We start from the raw sequence: 20,926 nt of genomic DNA, 5'->3' as shown, positions 1-20,926 counted from the left end.
ACCAAGCTCAGCCGCCAAGCGCCGCGATCATCCGTTTGGCGTGATCGGCGAGCACGGCCATATCTTCCTTGCGGGTCTGCGCCGGCAAGAGGTCGACGCCGGCCCTGACGGGCATGACGTGCATGTGCAGGTGAAGCACCACCTGCCCGCTGGCCGGCTCGCTGAACTGCTGGAGGATGATTCCCTCCGCGTCAAACGCCTTCATCGCCGCAATCGCGATTCGCTTAGCCGTCCGGGCGACGGCGGCAAGATCGTCCTCCGCAATATCCAGGATGCCGCGCGCCGGCGCCCGCGGAATCACCAGCGTGTGCCCGGGCGCGCGCGGCATGATGTCGAGGAAGGCCAGACTGCGCTCGTCCCTGAAAACCTCGAAGCAGGGAATCTCGCCGCGCAGGATCTTTGCGAAGACGTTCTGATCGTCATAGGCCGTCATGGACCCCTCCACGCTTGCGAGGCGCGATCAAACGCGCTCCTTTCCGTTGACGCAAGCGAGCCAGCCGATCTATCCACGATGGCAGGCAGGATGGCTCCATTGGCGACAAATATCGATCCCGGACATAATGTCGAGAGTGCGCGGCGCGCGCTCGCGGCACGGCTGCAAGCGGCCGGCATCGAGGAGGCGGCCCTCGATGCGCGCCTGCTCGTCGGCGCCGCGCTGGAGCTCGATCTGACCGGCATGGTGACGCAGGCATCGCGACAACTCACGCCTGAGGAGACCACGCAGCTCGAACAATACGCGCAACGCCGGCTCGCGCATGAGCCGGTCGCCCGCATTCTGGGCGTGCGAGACTTCTGGGGCATGCCATTGCGGTTGTCCGAGGCGACGCTGGTACCGCGGCCGGACACCGAGACCGTCGTTGAACTGGCGCTCGAGATCTTCCGCGGGCTGGCGATTTCGGGGCGGCGCCCGCGAATCGCCGATATCGGTGTCGGATCGGGCGCCATCCTGCTCGCATTGCTGTGGGAGATTCCCGACGCGTTTGGCGTCGGCACCGATGTCAGTCTGACGGCGCTCGATACGGCGCGCGACAATGCGGCCGCCCTCGGCCTCGCCGGCCGCGCCGGCTTCGTCGCCTGCTCCTATCTGACGGCGCTGCGCGGCCCATTTGACCTCATCGTTTCGAACCCGCCCTATATTCCCTCCGCCGAAATCCCGAGACTGAGCATCGAGGTGCGCGACCACGATCCGCATCTGGCGCTCGACGGCGGCAATGACGGATATGACGCCTATCGCGCTCTCATCCCGCAGGCCGCCGAGCGTCTCGCCCCCGGCGGAGCGCTGATCGTCGAGGCCGGACAGGGGCAGGCCAGAAATATTGAAACCTTGATGATAGCTGGCGCGTTAACGGTGGACAGGCCACCCAAGGCCGACTTGGCGGGCATTCCGCGGGCCGTTTCGGCCCGAAAAATGCCCCCATAAAAGCCGGATTGGCTTGCAAAAAGCTCTTGGAATATCCCTTGGGAACGACTACGTTCCGGTCAACACATCGGTGCCGGCCCCGTAGACCTACGGGCGAAAGCCGGGCTCTCGGGCGAGAGCTTTACTGATAAAGGTTCCAAGCCGCAGGTCCTGTGAAGCGCGATAGCCAGTGGAGCTGCGCTGCTCTCCGACCGCAAAGTGAACGAAAGCCTGATATTGCGCTTGAAGACTTACGCAACACAGCTGGGCTTGTTTCGGCAGGCAAAATGAATGGGTTCGCTGGCGATGAGTGCTGGCGGGTGGGGAACGCGTCCTTGTTTGAACGCGACGGTCGACGAACATCGGCAGGGTTCGATCCGCTTTTGCGCGCGGTGCGCGCGAGCGATGTGAACCGCTGTCACCAGGTCACTCCTAGCAATCAAGTAATGCGTGCAACGTTTAGGGCTGGAATTAAAGGCAGGACATGAGAAACGGTCAGAACAAGCAGCGGATGCGCAACCGCAACAATAACAATAACAACAACAACCGGCGCAGCCAGAACCCGATGACCCGGGTCTACGAGTCCAACGGACCCGACATCAAGATCCGCGGCACCGCCTCGCACATCGCTGAAAAGTATCTCCAGCTCGCACGCGACGCGCGCTCTTCCGGCGACCCCGTTGCAGCCGAGAACTACTACCAGCACGCCGAGCATTATTTCCGTCTGATCGCCGCGGCCCAGGAACAGTTCCGCCAGAACCAGCAGCCGCGCGGTGACGAGCCGATCAGCAGCAACAGCGACGACGGCGAGGACGACGGCGAGAATTTCTCGAATTTCGGCCAGGAGCCGGGCTTCGTCCCGCAGCCGCAACAGCAGCAGCCCTTCGCGCGCGACCGCGACGGCCAGCGCGATCATCACCAGCGCGACCATCAGCAGCGCGACAACCAGCCCTATCAGCGCGATCAGCAGCAACCGCGCGAGCACCGCGAGCGCGACCATCGCTCGCAGCCGCAATATCAGCCCCAGCCGCAACCGCAGAATCAGCCGCAGCCCGTCGTCACCGACACCGGCAGCGTCGATCGCCTGCCCTCCTTCATCACCGGCGCACAGCCGCAGGCGAATGGCGGCGCGAACGGCGGCGAGGGCGGTGCCGGTGGTGGCGAACGCTTCCCGCGCCGGCGGCGCCGGCCGCATGGCCCGCGCCCCGAGCGCGAAGCAGCTCCGGCCGCATCCGGCGATGATCTCGCGCCCAGCGAGTAAGTGATCTTCTTCTGATCGACTGATCTGGAATCGTCCCGGCCTCGCCGGGACGATTTGTTTTTGACGACCACCGGTCGCGGCAACGCTTGTGACCTAGCTGCGCGTCACCGTCGTCGAGGATGGCACCAGCACGGGCTTCGCGAGCGAGGGAATGAGCCGCGCCCGCTCGCGCTTGGCGGGGATCGCGCGGTAGACCTGCTTGGTGGCCTCCACGATATGGACGCCGGCAAAGGGCAGCGATAGTGCCGCACCGGCGCGCTCCCACATCTGCGCCGATTTCAGCACCCAGCCGCCGGCATAGGGCGGCATGAACAGCGCCTCGCCCCAGGCGGTCGGCGTGAACCAGGTCTGGCGCAGCAGATCGGTGATCTGCGAGCGCGAATAGGGCCGGCCGTGACCGAATGGCGTGCTGTCGGTGCGGGTCCACACCCCGCGCCGGTTCGGGATCACCGCGATCACGCGCCCGGACGGCGACAGTACGCGCCATACCTCGCGCAGCAGCGCGGCCGGATCGTCCGACATCTCCAGCGCGTGGACCAGCAGGATGCGGTCGACCGCGGCGTCGGGGAGCGGCAGCGAGAATTCGTCGACCAGCGAGGCCAGCGCCGGCCGTCCCGTCGGCCATTTCAGGACGCCCTGGGCCGCCGGCATGAAGGCGAGGCAGCGCTCGGCGTCTTCGCGGAACAACCCCAGATAGGGGGTGGGATAGCCGAGGCCGAGCACGCGGTGGCCCTCCGCCCTCGGCCAGCGTTCCCTGATGCCGCGATTGATCATTTGCCGCGCCACGATCCCGAGGCGGCGGGAATAGAACTCGCGGAGGTCGACGACGTCGATGGTCATGACGGCAATGTAACATGCGCGAGACCGCCGCCGCGCGCGGAATATTGCATTGCCTGCGCAACGTTAACGCCATATTTGTCTGGCGGGGCTGAGCCCGATGGAGATGACATGGCCGCCGAAATTCGTACTTTCACCTGTTTAAACGACAATTTCGGCTATCTGATCCACGATGTGGAAACCAAGGCGACGGCGTCGATCGACGCGCCCGAGGCCGGCCCCATCCTGGCGGCGCTGGAGCGCGAAGGCTGGCAGCTCACCGACATCCTGATCACCCATCATCACGGCGATCATGTCGGCGGGGTCGCCGAACTTAAGCAGAAATACAACTGCCGCGTCGTCGCGCCGCACGACAAGACCACGAAAATTGCGGACGTCGATCTGCGTGTTGCCAATGCCGACGTGATCAAGATCGGCAATTTGCTGGCGCGCGTCCTGGAGACGCCCGGCCACACGCTCGACCACATCTCCTACGTGTTCGACACCGAGAAGACGGTGTTCGCCGCCGACACGCTGTTCTCGATCGGCTGCGGCCGGGTGTTCGAGGGCACCTATCCGATGATGTGGGATTCGCTTCTGAAGCTGCGTGCCCTGCCCGACGACTTCAAGCTCTATTGCGGCCACGAATACACGGCCTCCAACGTCAAGTTCGCGCTCACTGTCGATCCCGACAATGCGGCACTCCAGGCGCGCGCGGCGGAGGTGACGAGGCTCCGGGCCGAGAACAAGCCGACCATTCCCACGCTGCTTGGCGACGAGAAGCGGGCCAACGTGTTCCTGCGCGCCGATGAGCCACAGGTCGCGGCGAGGCTGCACATGAAGGGCGCGGATGCCGCCGCAGTGTTCGGCGAGCTGCGCGAGCGCAAAAACAAGTCCTGAAGAACAAGTCCTGCAGAAGAAAGTCCTGACTGGATCGATGCCGACTGCAGCCGAGATCATCGCGCGCCTCGAACTCCGTCCGCATCCCGAGGGCGGCCACTATCGCGAGACGTTTCGCGACCAGACCACGGACGCCAACGGGCGTTCGCGCTCGACCCTGATCTACTTCCTGCTGGCACGCGGCGAGCGTTCGCACTGGCATCGCGTCGATGCGGTCGAGACATGGCACTATTACGCCGGCAGTCCCTTGATGCTACGCATCGCCCATGACGGCTGCTCGCAGCACCAGGTGCGGCTCGGCAGTGACCTTGCGAATGGAGACCGGCCGCAGGCGATCGTGCCGGCGCAGGCCTGGCAATCCGCGGAGACGACGGGCGAGTGGACGCTGGTCGGCTGCACCGTGGCCCCGGCGTTCGAATTCGCAGGCTTCGAGCTCGCACCACAGGGCTGGGAGCCGTAGGGTCAACTGTCATTTCGGGCATCGCATGCAGCATCGAGCCCGGAATGATCATCGCTTCCGCAGCACCATATCCTTCGCGGCGATCAAACCGCCGCCGGCAATCAGGATCGCAGCAATCGCGATGTTGGCGCTGGCCTTGGCAAAACCGGCGGCGATGAGGAAGCCGGTCGAGAGCAGCGGCGTCGCGTAAGAAGCAGCGCCGAGCACACGGATGTCGCCGCGCTTCATGCCGATGTCCCAGGCGTAGAACGCGGCACCGACAGGACCGATGCCGAGCGCGATCACCGAGAGCCATTGCAGCGTGGTCTCCGGCCAGACGGTGGTCTCGAGCAGGCCATGCATCAGCGCGGCAAGCACGGCGGTGGCCAGACAGAATCCGGCGACCGCATCGGTCGGCACGGCCTTGAGCCGGCGCGACAGCACCGAATAGGCCGCCCAGACGAACGCGGCGATGAAGGCCGCGGCCAATCCCGGCACCTGCCCCGCCGCGAAGCCGGAGGTGTTGCCGGCGAACAGCAGCACGGTGCCGACGAGGCCGAGCATCGCGCCAACGATGTGATGGAGGGCGAGCCGCTCGCCCGGCAGGAAGGACGAGAACAGCACGATCAGCAGCGGCCACAGATAATTCAGCAAGCCGGCTTCGGCTGGCGGCGCGAAGCGCAGCGCGAGAAAATACAGTGCGTGATAGCCGAACAGGCCGCCGACGCCGACGGCCCAGACGACCAGCGGTTGACGCAGGCTCCTCGCCGCCTCGCCGCGGCCGATCCAGGTGAGCAGGCCGACCAGGCCGCCGATGGCGAAGGTCATCGCGGCGAGCTGGAACGCCGGGATCCTTCCGGTCGCCACCGTCATCACCGACAGCAGTGACCACATCAGGATCGCGGTCAATCCGATCAGCGTGGCTGTGCGCGGGGTCATTGACGAAGGCTCTGAGGACAACGATGCCCGGCACGAGGCCGGGCATTGTCGTCTTCACTAACGCCTTGTCGCGCCTGAAGCTACAGGCTTTTGACCTGAAGGCTTGGCGCCATATCAGGCCTGATACTGGCCGCCATTGATGGTCATCGTCGAGCCCGTGATGAAACCGGCCTCGTCGGCCGCCAGGAACACGACCGCCCGCGCGATCTCCTCGGGCTCGCCGAGCCGGTTCACCGGGATCTGCGGGATCACGTTCTTCTCCAGGACGTCCTTCGGCACCGCCTGCACCATTTCGGTGTTGATGTAGCCGGGGCAGATCGCATTGACGGTAATGCCGCCCTTGGCATTCTCCAGCGCGAGCGCCTTGGTGAAGCCGATGTCGCCGGCCTTCGCCGCGGAATAATTGACCTGACCGAACTGCCCCTTCTGGCCGTTGATCGACGAGATCGAGATGATGCGGCCGAACTTGCGCGCACGCATGCCCTCGATGACCGGACGCGTCATGTTGAACAGCGAGCCGAGATTGGTGTTGATGACCGCGTTCCACTGCTCCAGCGTCATCTTGTGGAAGGCGGTGTCGCGGGTGATGCCGGCATTGTTGACGAGCACCTCGACCGGCCCGAGATCGGCCTCGACCTTTTTCACGCCCTCGGCGCAGGCATCGAAACTGCTGACGTCCCATTTGTAGACGGCGATGCCAGTCTCGGCCTTGAACTTCTCCGCCGCCGTATCGTTGCCGGCGTAGCTCGCCGCAACCTTGTATCCCGCCGCCTTCAGTGCCTTGCTGATCGCAGCACCGATGCCCCGCGTACCACCCGTGACCAATGCAACACGTGCCATGTCGTATTCCTTCCCTTGGACTCTTCGGACGTTTCTGAAGCGATTGTTTTTTAACGTTGGATTATGCGGTTGGTTTGACGGACATCAAGAACAAAACGCCCGGCGTTGAGCCGGGCGTTTGTATTTAGTCGAGGCCTGCACGATTGCGAAGAATATTTGATTTGCAACCGCTGCCTTTTTAGTCGCGTGCAACGCACTCACTGACGTGTGCAGCGCACGCGCAAACTGCGCGTAAGCTACGTGTCAGCTAACTTCAGTCGCGCGCAATGCACATCGCGATGCCCATGCCGCCGCCGATGCACAGCGTGGCGAGGCCCTTCTTCGAATCGCGCTTCTGCATCTCGTGCAGCAGCGTCACCAGGACGCGTGCGCCGGACGCGCCGACCGGATGACCGATCGCGATCGCGCCGCCGTTGACGTTGACCTTGGAGGTATCCCAGCCGAGATCCTTGTTGACGGCGCAGGCTTGCGCCGCGAAGGCCTCGTTGGCCTCGATCAGGTCGAGATCGCCGACATTCCAGCCGGCCTTCTTCAGCGCGGCGCGCGAGGCCGGGATCGGGCCCGAACCCATGATTTTCGGATCGACGCCGGCCTGCGCCCAGGACACGATCCGCGCGAGCGGCTTCTTGCCTTCCTTGGCGGCCTGCTTGGCGGTCATCAGCACCACGGCGGCGGCGCCGTCATTGATGCCGGATGCCGAGCCCGCGGTGACCGTGCCGTCCTTTTCAAAGGCGGGCTTGAGCTTGGCCATGCCGTCGAGCGTGGCGCCATGACGCGGATATTCGTCGGCGCTGACGACGATGTCGCCCTTGCGGGTCTTGATGGTGACGGGGACGATCTCGTCGGCGAACTTGCCGGCCTTCTGCGCCGCTTCGGCCTTCTGCTGCGAGGCGACCGCAAATTCGTCCTGCTGGGCGCGGGTAATCTGCCACTGCCGTGCGACGTTCTCGGCGGTGTTGCCCATGTGGTAGCCGTTGAAGGCATCCCACAGGCCGTCCTTGATCATGGTGTCGACGAACTCGACGGCACCCATCTTAACGCCGCCACGCAGATATTGGGCGTGCGGGGCCATGCTCATGGATTCCTGGCCGCCGGCGACCACGATTTCGGAATCGCCGTTGAGCAGCGCCTGGTAGCCGAGCGCGACCGTGCGCAGGCCGGAGCCGCAAAGCTGGTTGACGCCCCAGGCCGGGCTCTCCACCGGAATACCGGCGGAGATCGAGGCCTGGCGGGCCGGGTTCTGGCCCTGGGCGGCGGTCAGGATCTGACCCATGATGACTTCCGAGACCCGGCCGGGCTCGATGCCACCGCGCTCCAGCGCGGCCTTGATGGCGATGGCGCCGAGATCGTGGGCGGGAAGGGTCGCGAACGCTCCGTTGAAGCTTCCGACCGGGGTGCGGGCGGCGCTGACGATGACGACATCGTCTGACATGGGCATCTCCTGAGGCTTGAGGTTCTTGAAAGGGGGCAGGCGGGGCTTTGAGAAAACGGCTCGCCAGTCTCGTCAGCCATCCTGTTAACGTCGTTGAAGCATGTCAATCGGCCGGCGACCGAATTCATGCCGCAGCGCATTCAAAATAGCGTTCTTGGCGCTTTCGCAAGCAAGATTTTGCTCTGCGATTAACCGTGCCGCACAAAACGGTAGCGTGACCCCTTTGAAAATGCTTATTTTGTTGCGTTGCGTACTCTTCCCGCCCTGCGGCATGGCCCGCCGGGTTCCCGTTCTCCGTGCTTGCAAGTGAGAGCCCATGGCGAAATCAGACCAACCCACAACCATCAAGAAATACGCGAACCGCCGGCTCTATAACACCGGAACGAGTACCTACGTGACGCTGGAAGACCTCGCCGCGATGGTCAAGGATGGCGAAGATTTCCTGGTCTATGACGCCAAGACCGGCGACGACATCACCCGCTCCGTGCTCGCCCAGATCATCTTCGAGCAGGAGAACAAGGCCGGCCAGAACCTGCTCCCGACCACCTTCCTGCGCCAGCTCATCCGCTTCTACGGCGACAGCATGCAGATGGTGGTGCCGAAATATCTGGAGCAGTCGATCGCGACCCTGACCCAGGAGCAAGAGAAGTTCCGCAAGCAGATCGCCAACACCCTGTCCGGCACTCCTTTTGCTCCTCTGGAAGAACAAGTCCGCCGTAACATGGAGCTGTTCCAGCAGACCTTCTCGATGTTCAAGCCGTTTGCTCCCAATGCGGGCCGCCCGGCGACCAGCGCGGAGCCGGAGCCCGAGGCGAACGCCGAGGCGCCGAAGGACACCAACATCGACGATTTGCGCCAGCAGATGAAGGACATGCAGGAGCGTCTCGAGCGCATGTCGAAGAAGGACGAGTAGGACCTTTCGCGTCGACCAGCGCGTCCGCCCGCGGCGGGCGCGCGATTGGCAATTTCGCGCGCGCCTACCATTTCTTCCTCACCGGCTTTAGCCCAGTCATCCCCGCGCAACGGCGAAGCCGTTGTCGCTGGAGGCCTCCGCTCCGCTCCGGCGCCTCAGGATGACGGCTTGACACGCACGGAGCGCGCCATGTCCGATCGCACCATGCATTGGGACAACGTCTACGCCACCAAGGGCGAGGCCGAGGTCAGCTGGTTTCAGGATAGCCCGACGATCTCGCGCGACATGATCCGCGCGGCCAATCCGGATCATGACGCGGCGATCATCGATATCGGCGGGGGCGCTTCGCGGTTGGTCGATGCTCTTCTTCAAGACGGATATCGCGATCTCACCGTGCTGGACCTCTCCGCCAACGCGCTCGACGTGGCGAAGACGCGAATCGGTCAGGCCTCTTCCGCGGTCGACTGGATCGTCGCTGACGCCACGACTTGGCGGCCGGCCAGGACTTACGATGTGTGGCACGACCGCGCGGCCTTTCACTTCCTGACCGAACCGCACGACAGGGACGCCTATGTCGAGCGGCTGCGATCGGCGATTGCGCCCGGCGGCCAGATCATCATTGCAACGTTTGCGCCCGATGGTCCGGAGAAATGCAGCGGCTTGCCGGTGCAACGCCATGACAGCGCCAGCCTTGCTGCGGAGCTCGGGCCGGAGTTCGAGCTGGTCGAGACGCGACGCGAGACGCATCATACGCCGTGGAATTCGACGCAGGCGTTTCAGTTCAGCCGGTTTAAGCGGCAGAAGTAGCTCTCGTCATGGCCGGGCTTGTCCCGGCCATCCACGCATCACGACATGCGAGGAAGAACGTGGATGCCCGGGACAAGCCCGGGCATGACGTCGGAAAGCGCGGATCACGCCGCCAGCTTCACCGCATGCGCAAAGTCCCAATAGAGCTTGCGCGCTTTGGCGTAGAACGGGCCCGGCTTCAGCTCGCGCTCGTCGATGCGGATCACCGGGGCGACCTTGGCGAAATTGCCGGTGGAGAAGATCTCGTCCGCAGCCAGGAAGTCGGCATAGCGCAGCGTCTTCTCGACCACGGTGACGCCGTCGCCGCGAAGCAGGGTGATGACGCGCTGGCGCGTGATGCCGTTGAGGAAGGTGCCGTTCGGCACCGGCGTATAGACCACGCCGTCCTTGGCCATGAACACGTTGGAATTGCCGAACTCGGCGACGTTGCCGAGCATGTCGAGCATCAGCGCGTTCTGGAAGCCGCGCGAGGCGGCTTCCGCGAGCGCGCGCGAATTGTTCGGGTAGAGGCAGGCGGCCTTGGCCTCGACCGGAGCGCATTCGGCGGTCGGCCTGCGGAACGGCGACAGGGTGATGGCGTTGCCGACGGGTTTGGGCATCGGCGCCTCGTAGATGCACAGGCACCAATTGGTGGTCTCGGGGTCGAACAGCACGCCGCCGCCCGAGCCGTTCTGCGCCCAATACATCGGACGGACGTAGAGCTCTGCATTGGCCGCAAAGCGGGCAATGCCTTCGGTTGCGAGCGTGAGCCAGGTGCCGGTATCGACCACCGGCTTCAGGCCAAAATTGATCGCGGATTGATTGGCGCGGGCGACGTGACGGTCGAGATCGGGTGCGACACCCTCGAACGCGCGTGCACCGTCGAACACGATCGAGCCGAGCCAGGCCGCATGCGTGCGCGGGCCCATGATCGGCACATTGCCGTCGTGCCATTTACCTTCGAAGAAGGTCCAGCTCGGCGAATATTCGATCGGCTTCCTGATCTCGGCCATATCAGGCCTCCCCTTGGCGTGCTGCCGCATGATAGCGCCACTATTGGACGCAACATCTAAATGATTCCCTGCGCGGAAGTGGTGGGCTACCCTCTCCCGCACGGGAAGAAGGAGGCAGCATGTCGCTCGATCCACTCGCAAAGCGCTTGTTGACCATGATAGCTGCGGCTGGGCCGCGGGCGAGGGGCCGGCCGAGCGTGGAGGCGCGGCGGCAATCGCTGGCGAAGCTGATGCAGTTCGCACGCACCGATGCGCCGGATGTGACGACGCGCGACGGTATGCTGCCCGGCCGCGCCAGCGAACTGCCCTATCGGCTCTACACGCCTGCAAATGCCGATCAGCGTGCGCCTGGCTTCGTGTTTTTCCATGGCGGCGGCATGGTCGCCGGCGGCATTGCCACGCATGATCGCATCGCGGCGGCGCTGGCGCATGCCACCGGTTGCCGCCTCGTCTCGGTCGACTACCGGCTCGCGCCGGAGCACAAATTCCCTGCCGCCGTCGATGACGCGATCACCGCCACCGAATGGGTTGCGCGCGAGGCCGCATCGCTCGGGATCGATGCGGACCGTCTGGTGGTCGGCGGCGATTCCGCGGGTGCAACGCTCGCTGCCATCGTGTGCCAGGAGGCGGCGCAGACCGCCGGCCTCGCCATCGCCGCGCAGTGCCTGATCTGCCCGGTGCTGGATTTCGAGGAAACCTCGCCCTCACGCGAGGCCTTTGCAGAGGGCCATCTGATCGACCGCGTCACGATCGAGGCCGATCTCTCCGACTATCTGCCTGACGGTATCGACACCGCCGATCCCCGCGTTTCTCCCTTGCGGGCAACACGGCTCGCGGGTCTGCCGACCGCGATCATCCACACGGCCGAGTACGATCCGATGCGCGATGAAGGCAATGCCTATGCCCGCAAGCTGCTAGCCGCGGGCGTCGCCGTCGAGCATGTCTGCCACGACGGCATGGTGCACAATTTCCACGCCATGGGCGCAATCCTGCCGCAGGCGCAGCTGGTGCTGTCGCAGATCGGCGAGCAGGTGCGGCGTGCCGTTGCGAGGTAAGAGCGCGAATCAGGCGCGCGCATCGATAACGGCCCTGGCTGCCACAACATAGTCAGGCCAATGCGCGTCCGCATAACGTTCGGCCTGCCGGGCGCAGGTGACGTCGGGCGCATGCGCCGCGGCGATCATGCGCGCGAAGCGCTCTTCGGCAACCGTCGTGTCATCGGGCACTGGCGCAGATGCGGCCGCGACAGCGGTCGGAGCGACGGCGAGCCCCGCCATTCCGGCGAGCAGGATGCGGCGTGACGTGGTCATGGCTGTCGTCCTCCATAGTCCGGCCTGCACTCTGGCCGGCGAAGCGTATCGGTGCAATCACGACAGGGTAGCCGCGCACATCGATGCAGTCCATCGTTTGCGGATAGCGCTTGACCACGGGAACGATCACGTTCCATCTAGCACACACGATTTCGCCACACAGTCCCCGCGCGTCGGATTGTCACGTGCCCAGTCACCGCCCATCGCATCATCAGGCCCTGCGCGCTATCGCGATGGGACTGGCCTGTCTGACGATTTCGGCCAGCGACGCCTTCTCCGCCGAAGCCGAGGAGGACGCACCGGCAAAGCCGGCGGCGCCAAACATCTATCTCGATCTGCGCACGACCTATGCGACGATTCCGGCGGGCACGCTCGGGCTCGGCTTCGGCAACACGTCCCTGTCGGCCGCGCTCGAGGCGTTGGCGGTGCGCAGAGGCGCAACGCTGTCGAACGGCTTGCCGGCCGCGAAATCGATTGCCGTCGACCTGCCGCTGACCGTCGACGTCAGCGACCGCGTCTCGCTCTATGGCGGCGTGTCGGGCTCGGCGACCGACATCGGCGGCGGCTGGTCGACCTTCGACATCACGAGCTGGAACATCGGCGTGCAGGCCGACCTCTATCAGCAGAATGGCGGAACGATCCCGACCATCACGCTGCAATCGACCCTGACGCAGTCGGTGCCGAACGATCAGGGCATGACCAATTCGTTCAACAACATCCTTGAATTCGACTACGCGCTCGATGAGGACGAGACGCGGGGCTGGCTGGCCGGCATGCAATACACTTACACCACCATCGCCAGCCCGTTCGCCAGCATCCGGCCCAACACGATCCTCTATGCCGGCGGCTATTACCAATGGCCGAGCAACTGGAAGTTCACCGGGCGCCTCGGCATGCAGTCGTTCGGCGGAGCGCAGCTCGGGGGCCGGACGCTGGCGGAGTCCTTCACGCAACCGATCCTGCGGCTCGACCTCGATCGCATGGACGACAATGACAACCGCCTGTTCGGCATCACCGCGCAGATCGCCTGGATGCCGAAGCCGTCCTACCAGGTGACGTTGCGAACGCCGCTCTATGCGGTCCGGAACTGACTGGGATCATGGTGGATAGCAGGTAAACCGAATCTCCCGTGTTCCGGACCCCGGTACAGCGGTCGGAATAGCCCGGCATTGACGATGAAGGACTTTCGCATTCGCCGCTGGCCGTCAGCGGCCCTCCCGGGCCATGGACTGCTTGTTAGTTCTCTCGCCTGAGCGCCCATCCGGTTACCTCTCGGCAATATGCTTGCGACAGACTGGGCTGGAGTCACGCGGGAGGCTGCGAATGTCCCATTTGGTCCCGGAACGGACGTTGCTTGCTGGGAAGATCTTCTTCAATTTCGGCCAGTCCTCGATCGATTGCGTCGTGCGGCGGCTGACCGAGGAGGCGGCGACGCTCGAGATGGAGAGCGGCCTCGGGTTGCCCGAGCGCTTCCAGCTCAGGCTCGCGGGGCGCGAGATCCTGACCTGCCGCGTGATCTGGCGATCGGACCGTCAGGTCGGCGTCGCCTTCGAGCAATCGGGCAGCGTCGAGCGCGTCGCCGGCGAGGAGCGCGGGCGCTCATCAGATGCGCTGATGCGCAGCCAGATGCTGGCGCTGCGTGCCGCGCTCGATCATGTGCCGACCGGCATCGTGCTGCTGGACTCCAGCCTCAGGGCGCGGCTGATCAACCGGTCGTTTCGCCAGATGTGGCGCCTGCCCGACGAGGTCGCCGACAGCAATCCATCCATCCTCACGCTGCTCCATCACGGTCGTGACACCGGCGCCTATGAGGTGCCCGACCCCGAGCTCGATGCCCTGGTGGCGGAACGCGTCCGTGTGATCGAGGCGGGCGATCCAACGCCGATCGATCTGCGCCGGACCAATGGCGATGTCGTGCGCGTACAGGTCACGCCCCTGCCAGATGGCGGACGCATGCTGACCTATACCCCCGTCACCGACATCGTGCGCGCCTCGGACGAGCTGAAGCTGCTGCGCGATGCGCTGGAGAATGTTCAGGACGGGGTGCTGCTTCTCGACCCCGACCTGCACGCCACCTTCATGAACCGGCGCATGCGGCGCTTCTGGGAGGTCAGTGAAGCCGAGGCGGGGAGCCGGCCGGCCTATTCGTCGCTCGTGCGACGCCTGCACCGTGCCAGCGCGCCCAATCTTCCGACCAACGAGCTCGCGAGATTTCCAGCGCGGCGCGTTGCAGAGGTCATGGCCGGCGACCATGTGCGCGATTTGCAGACGCCGGACGGAAGGCGCATCAGGGCCCATTGCACCACGATGTCGAACGGCGGCCGCATGCTGACCTATGTCGACATCACCGACCTGACGGAAAAGGCTGCGATGCTGGAGACGCTCGCGACCACCGACCCGCTCACCGGCCTCTACAACCGCCGCCACTTCCTCGAGAACCTCGATGCGGAATGGAGCCGGTTTCAGCGCTATTATCGTTCCGTCTCGGTGCTGATGCTCGACATCGACCACTTCAAGTCGGTCAACGACCGCTACGGCCATGCCGTGGGCGACGCCGCGATCAGGGCTGTTGCGGCGGCGTGCCTCGACGGCAAGCGCAAGTCGGACATCGTCGGCCGCATCGGTGGCGAGGAGTTCGCGGTGCTGCTGCCCGAGACCAGCCTGTCTCGTGCAAGGACCGTGGCGGATCGCATCCGCAAGCGCGTGATGAGCGCGCAAATCGTCGCCGGCGAGATTCAGTTCGGCCTCACCGTGAGCATCGGCATCGCCGAGGCCGCCGTCAGCATGTCCGGCATCGACGCGCTGATGGGCGCGGCCGATCACGCGCTCTACCAGGCCAAGGCCGAGGGCCGCAACCGCTGCATCGCCTTCGCGCCTCCGCCGCCTGCAAGCAAGGCGGCGGAGTGATCGGAGGACGCTGCCGTCAATCCGGCACCGGCACGTCGAAGGTGTTGAGCGTGACCGAGACCATGCAATAGACGCCGACGAGATAGGACAGCTCGGCCGCGCCGTGCTCGCCGAACTCCTTCACGGCGGCGCGCCAGGTCAATTCCGGCAGCACACCGCCACTGACCAGCGCGGACGCCACGTCGTAGGCGACGGCCTCCTGCCTGGTGAGATCCACCGGCCGCTGACCGGCGACGATGGTCGCGAGCTTCTCGTCGGACAGGCCGCGCTGCTCGGCGACCAGCACATGGGCATAGAGCTCGTAGCCGGAGCGGAAATGCGAGCCGGTGACGAGAATGGCGACCTCGCGCACCGGGGCCGGCAGCAGCGGGTTCGAGGCGATCGCCTTGACCAGCTCCCACACCGGCTTGCCGAAGCGCGGCTCGCGGACCCAGGGATTCCAGGGCCCGAGCAGCGCGCCGTCGTCGCGCATGTTCACAAAACCCTTGAAGTGGTCCTTGATGCCGGCTCGCATGTCGTCATAGAGCGGCTTCTGTTCGTCGGTCAGATCCTTGGGATCGAGAATGGGAAGGCGCACGGCGGAGACCTCCTCGTTGAGAAGGGGTGAGGCTTGCCCGCAGGTGCGCGCAACGCAAGTGAAGTTGCCGTGACATCGCACGCCGAGCGGGCGTTCCGACAAATTCGACTATGTCGCCTCGGGGCTTCGTGCGCTCTGGGGATTTGCGAAATCGTCGACGGCGAGCGTCAGCGGCTCACCTGTCGCGAGAAACGACGACAAATTGGCCTCGAACGGCGCCGGATCGAGGCCGCGCGCCTTCAGCCATTCGGGCTCGTAATAGGTCTGGCGATAGCGCTCGCCGGAATCGCAGATCAGCGTCACCAGCGACCCCGTCGCGTTCGCCTGCCGCATCTCCGAGGCGAGCCGGCACAGCGCCAGGAAATTGGTGCCGGTGGACCCGCCGACCGGGCGGCGCAACCGGCGCGACAGCACGTTCATCGCCGCGATCGTGGCCGCATCCGGGATCTTCATCATGCGGTCGACCACACCAGGCACGAAGGAGGGCTCGCAACGCGGACGGCCGACGCCCTCGATCAGCGACGGGCGGTCGCAAACATGGGAGCGGTCCTGCGAGCGGAAGCAATCGAAGAAGGCGGAATGCTCGACATCGGCGACGCACAGCCGCGTCGGATATTGGCGATAGCGCAGATAGCGTCCGATGGTGGCCGAGGTGCCGCCGGTGCCCGCGCCCATCACGATCCAATCCGGCAACGGCCGCGGCTCGCCCTGCAATTGCGTGAAGATCGATTCGGCGATGTTGTTGTTGCCGCGCCAATCCGTCGCGCGCTCGGCGAAGGTGAACTGGTCCATGTAGTGGCCGTTCAGGCGCGCGGCGAGCGCGGCGGCCTCCGCATAGAGCGCGCGCCCGTCGTCGATCAGATGGCAATTGCCGCCATAATGCTCGATTGCGGCGATCTTCTCGGCCGAGGTCGTGCGCGGCATCACGGCGTAGAAGGGCACGCCGATCATCTGCGCGAAATAGGCTTCCGAGACCGCGGTCGATCCCGACGACGCCTCGACGACCGGCGTGCCTTCGCGGATGTGACCATTGCAGAGCGCGTAGAGGAACAGCGAGCGTGCGAGGCGATGCTTCAAGCTGCCGGTCGGATGGGTGGATTCATCCTTCAGATAGATGTCGATGCCGGATAGCGCCGGCACGATCAGCCGGATCAGATGCGTGTCGGCGGTGCGGCACTGGTCGGCCTCGATCGCGGCCACAGCCTCGTCGACCCAGCCGCGCCGATAGGCCGGCCCGGCCGGATTGTGCTGGCGGAAGGGAAATGTATGCATCGAGCGAATCTCTCACGACACGCGTTGCGCATCAAGGGCGCGCTCAAAACTCCAGCGGCGCGTTGTCGACGACCTCCTTCATCACGAAGAAGGTGCGGGTTTGGCGCACGCCGGGCAGCGCGATCAGCTGCTCGCCATGGATGCGGTTGAAATCCTCCATGTCGCCGACGCGGATCTTGAGGAAATAGTCGAAGTCGCCGGCGACGAGGTGGCAATCGAGCACGAATTTCAGCTTTGCGATCGCCTGCTCGAAGATGGCAAAGCTCTCCGGCGTCGAGCGGTCGAGCACGACGCCGACCATCACCAGGGTGCCCTTGGCCACCTTCTTCGGCGCGACCATGGCGCGCACGGCGGCGATGAAGCCATCCTCGAACAGGCGCTGGGTGCGGCGATGGCAGGTGGCGGGGCTGATCGCGACAGTTTCGGCCAGCTCGGCATTGCTGAGCCGACCATTATTCTGGAGCAATCTCAAGATCTTAAGGTCGGTGCGGTCGAGCCGGGCAGCCATGAAAGAAGCTTCCATGAATGGATGATTTTCTGGAAGGATTATTAGCAATCGGCACTTTTTCCGCAAGAACTGGCGCAACATTGGCGCAATATTCGAGAGCACCTTTTTCCGAGGCGATGCTAGGCAGCTACCAACACCAACGCCAACGCCAATCGGGATGCCCCATGAAGCTGGACAAATTTCCGCGCTATCCTTTGACCTTCGGCCCCACGCCCATCGAGAAGCTGGAGCGGCTGTCAAAACATCTCGGCGGCAATGTCGAGGTCTATGCCAAGCGCGAGGACTGCAATTCGGGCCTCGCCTATGGCGGCAACAAGCTGCGCAAGCTCGAATACATCATTCCCGATGCGATCGCCTCCAACGCCGACACGCTGGTCTCGATCGGCGGCGTGCAGTCGAACCACACCCGCATGATCGCCGCGGTCGCCGCCAAGATCGGCATGAAGTGCCGCCTGGTGCAGGAAGCCTGGGTGCCGCACGAGGACGCGGTCTATGACCGTGTCGGCAACATCATGCTCTCGCGCATCATGGGCGCCGACGTGCGCCTGGTCGACGACGGTTTCGACATCGGCATCCGCAAGAGCTGGGAGCAGGCGATCGACGAGGTGAAGGCCGCGGGCGGCAAGCCCTATGCGATTCCCGCCGGCGCCTCCGTGCACAAGTTCGGCGGCCTCGGCTATGTCGGCTTCGCCGAAGAGGTGCGCAAGCAGGAGGAGGAGCTCGGCTTCAAGTTCGACTACATCGTCGTCTGCACGGTGACTGGCTCGACCCATGCCGGCATGCTGGTCGGCTTCGCCGCCGACGGCCGCGCCCGCAAGGTGATCGGCATCGATGCGTCCTTCACGCCGGCGCAGACGAAATCGCAGGTGCTCGAGATCGCGCAGAACACTGCAAAACTCGTCGAGCTCGGCAAGGAGCTCGTCGCTGAGGACGTCGTGCTGATCGAGGACTACGCCTATCCCGCCTACGGCGTGCCGTCGGAAGAGACCAAGGAAGCGATCCGCCTCACCGCGCGTCTCGAAGGCATGATCACCGACCCGGTCTACGAGGGCAAATCGATGCAGGGCCTGATCGACCTCGCGCAGAAGGGCTATTTCGAGAAGGGCGCGAAGATCCTGTACGCGCATCTCGGCGGAGCACCGGCGTTGAACGGATACGCTTACGCGTTCCGGAATGGGTGAGGCAGTAGGCTCTCGCCTCCCCTGCGCTGTCGTCCCCGCGAACGCGGGGACCCATACGCCGCAGCAATAGTTTTGCGAAGACTCGTAGTTGCCAGCGCGTCGCAGCAACTTCGTCCTGTGGTTATGGATCCCGGATCTGCGCGCGCTTTAGGCGCGGTTATCCGGGATGACGTGTTGAGGGAGTTGGTCGCACCAACATCCCCCGCCCCCTACCTTGTCCTGACGATCTGCAGCAGCTCGTCGCCGTAATGCTCGAGCTTCTTGTCGCCGATGCCGGGTACGTTGCGAAGCTCGTCGAGTGTCGTCGGCCAGGCCCGGACGATGCCGTCGATGGTGGCATCGTGCAGCACCACATAGGCCGGAACGCCGCGCTCGCGCGCGACCTCCGAGCGCCATGAACGCAGCCGCGCGCGCAGTTCGGGATCGACATCGCCTTCCGGCGCGCTGGTCGCAGGCGCGAGATCGCCACGGCGGGATTTGCCGCGGCTTGCGCGAATGCGCGTGCCGGGCGCTTCCTCGCGCAGCCACACTTCGGTCTCACCGCGCAGCACGCCGCGCGCGGTCTCGGTCAGCTTCAGCGCACCAAAGGCTTCGCTGTCGCTCTGCAAATGGCCCATCGCCACCAATTGCCGCAGCACCGTTCGCCACTGCTTTTCGTTGAGCTCGCGCCCGATGCCGAACACGGACAATTTGTCGTGGCCGAACTGCGTGACCTTCTCGGTCAGGCGTCCGATCAGCACGTCGATCAAGTGCATCGCGCCGAAACGTTGCCCGGTGCGATAGACGCAGGACAACAGCTTCTGCGCCAGCACCTTGCCGTCGCGCATCTTCGGCGGCGTCAGGCAATTGTCGCAATTGCCGCAGCTCTCGCCCATCACGATCTCGCCGAAATAGGCGAGCAGCCGACGACGCCGGCAGTGCAGCGTTTCGGCAAGGCCGACCAGCGCATCGAGCTTGCCGATCGAGACCCGCTTGAATTCGTCGGAGGCGCTGGATTCGTCGATCATGCGGCGCTGCTGCACGATGTCGGAGAGGCCGTAGGCCATCCAGGCGGCCGATGGCTTGCCGTCGCGACCGGCGCGGCCGGTCTCCTGGTAATAGGCCTCGATGCTCTTGGGCAGGTCGAGATGGGCGACGAAGCGCACGTCGGGCTTGTCGATGCCCATGCCGAACGCGACGGTCGCGACGATGACGATGCCGTCCTCGTTGAGGAAGCGGTCCTGGTTGCGCGAGCGCACCTGGCTGTCGAGCCCGGCGTGATAGGGCAGCGCGGCAATGCCGGCCTCGTCGAGCGCGGCGGCGACCTCCTCGACACGGTTGCGGGACAGGCAATAGACCACGCCGGCGTCCCCGGCATGCCGCTCCCGGATGAACTCCTTCAGCTGCGACACCGCACTGCGCTTGTCGACGATCTCGTAGCGGATGTTGGGCCGGTCGAAGCTGGAGACGAACTGCGGCGAGTCCGCGAGCTGAAGCCGCGCCACGATCTCCTTGCGCGTCAACTCGTCGGCGGTCGCGGTCAGCGCGATGCGCGGCACGCCGGGGAAGCGCTCGGCGATGATGGAGAGGCCGACATATTCGGGACGGAAGTCATGGCCCCATTGCGAGACGCAATGCGCCTCGTCGATCGCGAACAGCGCCACCTTGGCCTGCGCCAGTAGCGACAGGCAGCGCGGCGTCACCAGGCGTTCCGGCGCGACATAGAGCAGATCGAGATCGCCCGCGAGCAGGCGCCGCTCGATGTCGGAAGCCTCCTGCAGCGTCAGCGACGAATTCAGCGCGGCGGCGTTGACGCCGGCCTCGAGCAGGCCGGCAACCTGGTCGCGCATCAGGGCGATCAACGGCGACACCACGATGCCGCAGCCTTCGCGGAGCAGTGAGGGAAGTTGATAGCACAGCGACTTGCCACCGCCGGTCGGCATCAGCACCAGGCAATTGCCGCCATCGGTGACGTGCCGGATGATCTCGCCCTGCGCACCACGAAAACCCGGCAGGCCGAATACCGAATGCAGCACCGACAGCGCGTCGCGGCCGTTGGCCGGCGCAGGTCGCGGGGCGGTGGAAGGGGCTGACATGAGAGGGCTGGAACCAGGGCCGTGAGATTCGTCACAAGGCCAGTCGCATGCTGGCACGGGCGTGGCAAGATGTTTGCGGGGCGAGTCCGGCACTTCCCCTCTCCCCTTGTGGGAGAGGGTGGCTCGCCGCATAGCGGCGAGAAGGGTGAGGGGTATCGGGCCACGAACGCGATAGTTGGATTTGCCGATAGAACCCCTCATCCGGCGCTGCGCGCCACCTTCTCCCACAAGGGGCCTGTTGCGTAATCCGCCAGTTGTGATTCCCTAGGTCAAAGCCTTGGAGGTATCGATGGCGGTGAAGCGGACAGGACAGCCGAGCTTTGTGGAAGCGCTGATGCCGAAGGGCGCCGGCGCCAAT

The 20,926-nt window shown here is 64.9% G+C and carries 21 protein-coding genes; 10 read left to right on the top strand and 11 right to left on the bottom strand.

Annotation, left to right across the window (positions count from 1 at the left end):
• Nucleotides 1–7 precede the first annotated feature (7 nt).
• Nucleotides 8–433 carry an HIT family protein gene (locus CV770_RS31570; protein ID WP_091966062.1) on the bottom strand — a complete coding sequence of 142 codons (426 nt, stop codon included), beginning with the start codon at nucleotides 431–433 and terminating at the stop codon, nucleotides 8–10.
• Nucleotides 434–523: 90 nt separating this feature from the next.
• On the opposite strand from CV770_RS31570, the gene prmC reads away from it, so the two are divergent.
• Together prmC and CV770_RS31560 are read left to right on the top strand one after the other, a co-directional pair.
• Nucleotides 524–1,420 (top strand): peptide chain release factor N(5)-glutamine methyltransferase, encoded by an 897-nt coding sequence (prmC, locus tag CV770_RS31565; protein ID WP_091966061.1) that lies wholly within the window; start codon nucleotides 524–526, stop codon nucleotides 1,418–1,420.
• A gap of 463 nt (nucleotides 1,421–1,883) precedes the next feature.
• Entirely contained in the window at nucleotides 1,884–2,660 is a 777-nt protein-coding gene (locus CV770_RS31560) for a DUF4167 domain-containing protein (protein ID WP_091966060.1), read from the top strand.
• Nucleotides 2,661–2,753: 93 nt separating this feature from the next.
• Here the strand turns inward: CV770_RS31560 and CV770_RS31555 are convergent, their stop codons facing one another.
• Nucleotides 2,754–3,500, bottom strand: a complete 747-nt coding sequence (locus CV770_RS31555; RefSeq protein ID WP_038972812.1) for a methyltransferase domain-containing protein — start codon at nucleotides 3,498–3,500, stop codon at nucleotides 2,754–2,756.
• 108 nt (nucleotides 3,501–3,608) lie between these two features.
• Between CV770_RS31555 and gloB the strand changes: the two genes are divergently transcribed.
• Both gloB and CV770_RS31545 read left to right on the top strand, forming a co-directional pair.
• Nucleotides 3,609–4,376, top strand: a complete 768-nt coding sequence (gloB, locus tag CV770_RS31550; RefSeq protein ID WP_104465136.1) for a hydroxyacylglutathione hydrolase — start codon at nucleotides 3,609–3,611, stop codon at nucleotides 4,374–4,376.
• Nucleotides 4,377–4,413: 37 nt separating this feature from the next.
• Nucleotides 4,414–4,836, top strand: coding sequence for a cupin domain-containing protein (locus tag CV770_RS31545; protein WP_104465135.1), 423 nt, complete (start codon nucleotides 4,414–4,416; stop codon nucleotides 4,834–4,836).
• Between the two features lie 48 nt (nucleotides 4,837–4,884).
• On the opposite strand, the gene yddG is transcribed toward CV770_RS31545, so the two are convergent.
• The 3 genes from yddG to CV770_RS31530 form a co-directional block, all read right to left on the bottom strand.
• Nucleotides 4,885–5,754 (bottom strand): aromatic amino acid exporter YddG, encoded by an 870-nt coding sequence (yddG, locus tag CV770_RS31540; protein WP_104465134.1) that lies wholly within the window; start codon nucleotides 5,752–5,754, stop codon nucleotides 4,885–4,887.
• 114 nt (nucleotides 5,755–5,868) lie between these two features.
• Nucleotides 5,869–6,594: an acetoacetyl-CoA reductase gene (gene phbB, locus CV770_RS31535; RefSeq protein ID WP_091966057.1), complete on the bottom strand. Its 726-nt coding sequence runs from the start codon at nucleotides 6,592–6,594 to the stop codon at nucleotides 5,869–5,871.
• Nucleotides 6,595–6,847: 253 nt separating this feature from the next.
• Entirely contained in the window at nucleotides 6,848–8,026 is a 1,179-nt protein-coding gene (locus tag CV770_RS31530) for an acetyl-CoA C-acetyltransferase (RefSeq protein ID WP_104465133.1), read from the bottom strand.
• 316 nt (nucleotides 8,027–8,342) lie between these two features.
• Here CV770_RS31530 and phaR point away from each other — a divergent pair, with 316 nt between their 5' ends.
• Nucleotides 8,343–8,939, top strand: a complete 597-nt coding sequence (gene phaR, locus CV770_RS31525; protein WP_104465132.1) for a polyhydroxyalkanoate synthesis repressor PhaR — start codon at nucleotides 8,343–8,345, stop codon at nucleotides 8,937–8,939.
• A 189-nt stretch (nucleotides 8,940–9,128) separates the two neighbouring features.
• Complete coding sequence (locus tag CV770_RS31520; RefSeq protein ID WP_104465131.1) at nucleotides 9,129–9,746, top strand: class I SAM-dependent methyltransferase; 618 nt, start codon at nucleotides 9,129–9,131, stop codon at nucleotides 9,744–9,746.
• 104 nt (nucleotides 9,747–9,850) lie between these two features.
• Here the strand turns inward: CV770_RS31520 and CV770_RS31515 are convergent, their stop codons facing one another.
• Entirely contained in the window at nucleotides 9,851–10,738 is an 888-nt protein-coding gene (locus CV770_RS31515) for a branched-chain amino acid aminotransferase (protein ID WP_201760124.1), read from the bottom strand.
• Nucleotides 10,739–10,857: 119 nt separating this feature from the next.
• Here CV770_RS31515 and CV770_RS31510 point away from each other — a divergent pair, with 119 nt between their 5' ends.
• Nucleotides 10,858–11,793 (top strand): alpha/beta hydrolase, encoded by a 936-nt coding sequence (locus CV770_RS31510; RefSeq protein ID WP_104465129.1) that lies wholly within the window; start codon nucleotides 10,858–10,860, stop codon nucleotides 11,791–11,793.
• Between the two features lie 9 nt (nucleotides 11,794–11,802).
• Here the strand turns inward: CV770_RS31510 and CV770_RS31505 are convergent, their stop codons facing one another.
• Nucleotides 11,803–12,048: a hypothetical protein gene (locus CV770_RS31505; RefSeq protein ID WP_091966051.1), complete on the bottom strand. Its 246-nt coding sequence runs from the start codon at nucleotides 12,046–12,048 to the stop codon at nucleotides 11,803–11,805.
• A gap of 218 nt (nucleotides 12,049–12,266) precedes the next feature.
• On the opposite strand from CV770_RS31505, the gene CV770_RS31500 reads away from it, so the two are divergent.
• Both CV770_RS31500 and CV770_RS31495 read left to right on the top strand, forming a co-directional pair.
• Nucleotides 12,267–13,139, top strand: a complete 873-nt coding sequence (locus CV770_RS31500) for a hypothetical protein (protein ID WP_104465147.1) — start codon at nucleotides 12,267–12,269, stop codon at nucleotides 13,137–13,139.
• Nucleotides 13,140–13,371: 232 nt separating this feature from the next.
• Nucleotides 13,372–14,955 (top strand): sensor domain-containing diguanylate cyclase, encoded by a 1,584-nt coding sequence (locus tag CV770_RS31495; protein WP_104465128.1) that lies wholly within the window; start codon nucleotides 13,372–13,374, stop codon nucleotides 14,953–14,955.
• A gap of 16 nt (nucleotides 14,956–14,971) precedes the next feature.
• On the opposite strand, the gene CV770_RS31490 is transcribed toward CV770_RS31495, so the two are convergent.
• The 3 genes from CV770_RS31490 to CV770_RS31480 form a co-directional block, all read right to left on the bottom strand.
• Nucleotides 14,972–15,532 carry a carboxymuconolactone decarboxylase family protein gene (locus CV770_RS31490; RefSeq protein WP_104465127.1) on the bottom strand — a complete coding sequence of 187 codons (561 nt, stop codon included), beginning with the start codon at nucleotides 15,530–15,532 and terminating at the stop codon, nucleotides 14,972–14,974.
• A 108-nt stretch (nucleotides 15,533–15,640) separates the two neighbouring features.
• The gene (locus tag CV770_RS31485; protein ID WP_104465126.1) at nucleotides 15,641–16,804 is read right to left on the bottom strand and encodes a PLP-dependent cysteine synthase family protein; all 1,164 of its coding nucleotides are present in this window, start codon (nucleotides 16,802–16,804) and stop codon (nucleotides 15,641–15,643) included.
• A 43-nt stretch (nucleotides 16,805–16,847) separates the two neighbouring features.
• Nucleotides 16,848–17,312, bottom strand: coding sequence for an Lrp/AsnC family transcriptional regulator (locus tag CV770_RS31480; protein ID WP_104465146.1), 465 nt, complete (start codon nucleotides 17,310–17,312; stop codon nucleotides 16,848–16,850).
• Between the two features lie 164 nt (nucleotides 17,313–17,476).
• Here CV770_RS31480 and CV770_RS31475 point away from each other — a divergent pair, with 164 nt between their 5' ends.
• A complete protein-coding gene (locus CV770_RS31475; protein WP_104465125.1) occupies nucleotides 17,477–18,493 on the top strand; it encodes a 1-aminocyclopropane-1-carboxylate deaminase in 1,017 nt (338 codons plus the stop codon).
• A gap of 209 nt (nucleotides 18,494–18,702) precedes the next feature.
• Here CV770_RS31475 and recQ read toward each other — a convergent pair whose 3' ends face one another.
• Nucleotides 18,703–20,568: a DNA helicase RecQ gene (recQ, locus tag CV770_RS31470; protein WP_104465124.1), complete on the bottom strand. Its 1,866-nt coding sequence runs from the start codon at nucleotides 20,566–20,568 to the stop codon at nucleotides 18,703–18,705.
• Nucleotides 20,569–20,926 lie beyond the last annotated feature (358 nt).

The organism is Bradyrhizobium sp. AC87j1 (genome assembly GCF_002936975.1).
Taxonomy (GTDB): domain Bacteria; phylum Pseudomonadota; class Alphaproteobacteria; order Rhizobiales; family Xanthobacteraceae; genus Bradyrhizobium; species Bradyrhizobium shewense.
Note: the sequence above shows the minus strand (reverse complement) of the source record. Positions and strands in the feature narration are given on the sequence as shown.